Origin of the sequence: Pallidibacillus pasinlerensis, from assembly GCF_009996845.1 — a bacterium.
Taxonomy (GTDB): Bacteria; Bacillota; Bacilli; order Bacillales; family Caldibacillaceae; genus Pallidibacillus; species Pallidibacillus pasinlerensis.
Genome location: NZ_JAACYS010000117.1, coordinates 1 through 3860 on the forward strand (window position 1 = coordinate 1; position 3860 = coordinate 3860).

Annotated in this window: 4 protein-coding genes and 1 pseudogene; all 5 read right to left on the reverse strand. The window is 33.3% G+C overall.

The features are described from left to right. Positions 1-762: pseudogene (locus GW534_RS15595) on the reverse strand (hypothetical protein); the annotation flags it as partial. 165 nt (positions 763-927) lie between these two features. After that, positions 928-2259, reverse strand: a complete 1332-nt coding sequence (locus GW534_RS15600) for an S-layer homology domain-containing protein (protein ID WP_161921885.1) — start codon at positions 2257-2259, stop codon at positions 928-930. A gap of 68 nt (positions 2260-2327) precedes the next feature. Continuing rightward, positions 2328-2507 (reverse strand): hypothetical protein, encoded by a 180-nt coding sequence (locus GW534_RS15605; protein WP_161921886.1) that lies wholly within the window; start codon positions 2505-2507, stop codon positions 2328-2330. Between the two features lie 685 nt (positions 2508-3192). Beyond that, positions 3193-3330 carry a hypothetical protein gene (locus GW534_RS15620; RefSeq protein ID WP_161921888.1) on the reverse strand — a complete coding sequence of 46 codons (138 nt, stop codon included), beginning with the start codon at positions 3328-3330 and terminating at the stop codon, positions 3193-3195. Positions 3331-3420: 90 nt separating this feature from the next. After that, entirely contained in the window at positions 3421-3696 is a 276-nt protein-coding gene (locus GW534_RS15625) for a helix-turn-helix domain-containing protein (protein WP_161921889.1), read from the reverse strand. Between the last annotated feature and the right edge of the window lie 164 nt (positions 3697-3860).

Below are 3860 nucleotides of genomic sequence, written 5' to 3' on the forward strand. Positions count from 1 at the left end.
ATTCAGGTTTATGTTTTTATTTTTTAAGCTATTCGCATTATTTACAGTAATATTGATTGGGCTACTGCTCGTTCGTGAGACAACTCCACTACTTTGAATGGAATATTGTGGATTTCTTGTAGCATAGTGATTACCAGCAATTGTTGCACTATTAATTAAACGAATTCTAGTATCTGAGTTATCACTTGCTTTTTCCATTTTCCATGAAAATTCACCATTTGCACCACCTGAGCCACCACCACTATGATAACTGTCTGATGGATCAGGGACTGCCGCATAAACCCATCCTCTATAACGATAGACTCTTGTATCTACCGCAGGTTTGGTAACTGTGCCTCGATAAAAGGCTATAAATTTCCTATTCTGAATCTTTCTTGATCCGACTTCACAGGGACCTCTAGGATATGGTTCTTCAAGAGTCATTATAGTATTGTATCGGTACAAAGTTCCCCTATAACCTTGAGAATCTGAATAACTTAATTCTTGAGGTCGGTTAGTTCCAGTTCCATCCCTTTCAAAATCCCAATACGACCAACCTTCAGCGTGTCTCAGGCAGATATAATAGGTACGTGACCAACCATCCCTCGTATCTTCAACTACTTTACTCTGTTCAGGAATATATTGACCTGAATAAAGATACCTTTCTAATGATCCTGAATACTTCCCATCATTGTAGTATTGACTTGTATGTGCAGGTATCCATTTTTTATCTTCAACAACATCGGCAAAAGCTGGACTTATGTCTAAAAAAACAAGCAACAAAACCATTAAGAAAAGAAGAAACGATTTTCTTTTTTTATTTTTTATTATGTTTATTCGCCTCCTTCCATTGGTGGAATAGAATAGAAGGATATAAAAAGACCTTTTCTATATAAAACTTAGAAAAGGTCTTTTAGCTTTTTATTTAATTACATAGGTGAAAGCAATTTAAGGTACTCTTATTGAAATGGAATTTTCTCCATCATATTTATCAAAATCAAAGGTGATATTTTTAACCTTAACAGGTTGTTTTGTTTTATTTAGAGTTTTGACTGCATTAATAAATTCATCTTTTGTAAGGTCTAAGCCATCGAAGATAATGAAACTTACTGCATTTGAGTAAAGTCTTTTCTCATTATCTCTTGGATTCCCAAATATGTAGACACCTGATTCAATTGGTGCTACTTCTGGTAAATCTGTATAGATATACCCTTTTTCATCTACCCAAAACTTGTTATTTTCATCCCATATGAATTTAAATCCTTTGATTTCTTTAACATTTTCATTATTTCCATCATTTTGTTCAGAAGGCTTTTCTTCTTCCTCTTTCGCCTTTACTTCAATTACTGTATAAACGGTTTCATCTTTATATTTTGCTATTAATTTAGTTGTTCCTTCTTTCAAGGCTTTGAGCTTATCATTTTGGATAACTGCAATTTCTGGTTTTTCCACTTCAAAAGTGGTTTCTTTTGTCACATCTTTTATCGTACCATCAGCAAATTCAATTTTTAAGACAAGTGGTTGTTCTTGTCCTTCTTCTAAGATGTGATCAATCTCAAAGTTGAAACTCTTAATTATTTCTGATGGGCTAGGATTTTTTGGAGGGGTTTTATCTTCATCTTTAATATTTTCAGGGTTTATGATTCTTTCAACAAAGGCAGAAAACTCAGCCCTTGTAATCTCTTTATTTGGTGCAAATGTTCCATCAGGCAAACCTTTGACAGCACCATTTTGATGAAGTGCTAGAATGTCGTAGTACGCCCAATGGTTTTCTTTTACATCTGGATATGGAAGTTCTTTGTTGTAATCAACAGGTAAACCGAAAGCACGAACTAGGATCGAAGCCATTTGACCTCTTGTTAACTTATCCCCTAGTCCAAACTTTCCATTCGGATAACCCTTAATGATACTTTCATCTTTAGCTACGTTGATATATTCCTCAGCCCAAAATCCTTCTGGTACATCAGGGAATTTACTCTTTTGTTCTTTAACTTCTACACCTAAAGTTTTTACCAGAACTTTTACAGCTTCTTCCCTTGTAATGGAATTATCAGGTTTAAATGAACCATCAGGCATACCATGTAAAATATCTCGTTCGGCTAAAAACTCAATCGAACTTTTTGCCCAATGATTTTTAATGTCAGGAAACTCTTTCACTTGCACTTGGGTTGTTTTTGGTTTATCTTCTGCATTTTGAACATTAGCCTCTGCACCTGCAACAATTGGGCTTACCAATAATGACGTTGTTAAAAGTGCTACTAAAGGTTTTTTTAGCTTCATGTACTTTTCCCCTTTCTTTTCCTACACATTTTTATAAAAGTTAAATAGTTTCAACTAAATGAAAAATGTTATTTTCCACTGTTGACATTTCCAGCGTTACTTCCAGTTACATTGTCTACAATACTATTCATTTCATCTGTAATATTTGTCGCAAGTTCAGGCATTGCTACTTGTACAATTAAAATGATCGCAACTGCAACAACTAGTACAGTAATCATTAATGTTAATGCACCTGATTTTTCACCCATGTTCGTATCACCACCTTCCTAACAAATCAAAAGGAATGTGTTATAAGAAAAGATAAAGAACATGAAGCCAGTCCTTTGATCGTTTTTGGCGAGTACGAACAACCAGTGCTTTAACTATTACTTGATTATTTGGTTGCGGATAGGTTTTTAGTTCTTACCTATCAAACTTATATTTTTTCTGTACCCATTCCTTAGCAACCCTTAAAGAATAGGAACTTATATTCAATTGTTTTCCATCATCACACATCACATTATTGGTTTTATATAATTACACGTTTCAATTCGTCACTTGGATTTTTTCTTTTAGCGACAACTTGTCGTTGTCTATTCATAACTGTTCTTATTTCATAATATATTTTTGATAGCTTTACAACTTCATTTGTTTTCACATTCCTAGCTATCACCCCCCTTATTCGGTAGATTTCCTTAGAGAATGTTCTAACTGTTCCACCATCTGCTATGACTGCTAACTCATAGAATGGAACTCGTTTTGTTGATATTTTAATAGCACTTACTATTCAATTTTCTAATTTAATCGTTTCATCATCACACTATATTCAAGCTATATTTACTCGTATAAGTTCGTCGCTTTGATTTTTTCTTTTAGCAACAACTTTACGATTTCTGTTCATAACTGTTCTTATTTCATAATATAAATTTGAGAGTTTTACTACTTCGCCAGTTTCTATATTTCTTGCGACCACCCCCTAATTTGATAAATCTCTTTTGAAAATGTCCTAGCAGTACCACCATCTGCTATGACTGCTAACTCATAGAATGGAACTCGTTTTGTTGATATTTTAATAGCACTTACATTAGCCACAACACCACCTACTTGATTGTTGTTATTTTAGGCTGCTTTTGCCTATTATTTTAGTTCCATTTATATAGAAGTTATATAGAAGTGATTTTATTAACTTACTAAATACTCATTCGGTTTAAACTTGTTTGGTTTCATTTCTACGTTGTTATCTAAAAGTTCAAATGGTAATTCACAAATTCGTAAAGAGAAAGCTCTAGCTAATAAAACTAGCCTTTCATCTGCCCCAAAGTTTGTAATTTTATTAGTTTCCCACCAACTAAGAGTAGTTTGCGGAATGGTTGTTAATTGAGATAAATAAGCTTGTGACCAACCTCGCTTTTTTCTCTCTGTTTTTATCCATTCACCAAATGTTTGTGATTGTGCCATGAATGATTAATCTCTCCCTTTCCCAGATGTGTTACAACAAGGAATATTAAAGACCTTTCATAATCGTTCTTACACAAATACCAAACACACGTTTCTAACAGTTTGTTGTTATATTTAATTTTTATTATAGCTAACAATTTAAATTTGTCAATACATTTAGAATT

Coding starts and splice junctions, on each gene's coding strand:
- GW534_RS15605 (WP_161921886.1), bottom strand. CDS start 2,507: ATGGGTGAAAAATCAGGTGCATTAACATTAATGATTACTGTACTAGTT.
- GW534_RS15625 (WP_161921889.1), bottom strand. CDS start 3,696: ATGGCACAATCACAAACATTTGGTGAATGGATAAAAACAGAGAGAAAA.
- GW534_RS15600 (WP_161921885.1), bottom strand. CDS start 2,259: ATGAAGCTAAAAAAACCTTTAGTAGCACTTTTAACAACGTCATTATTG.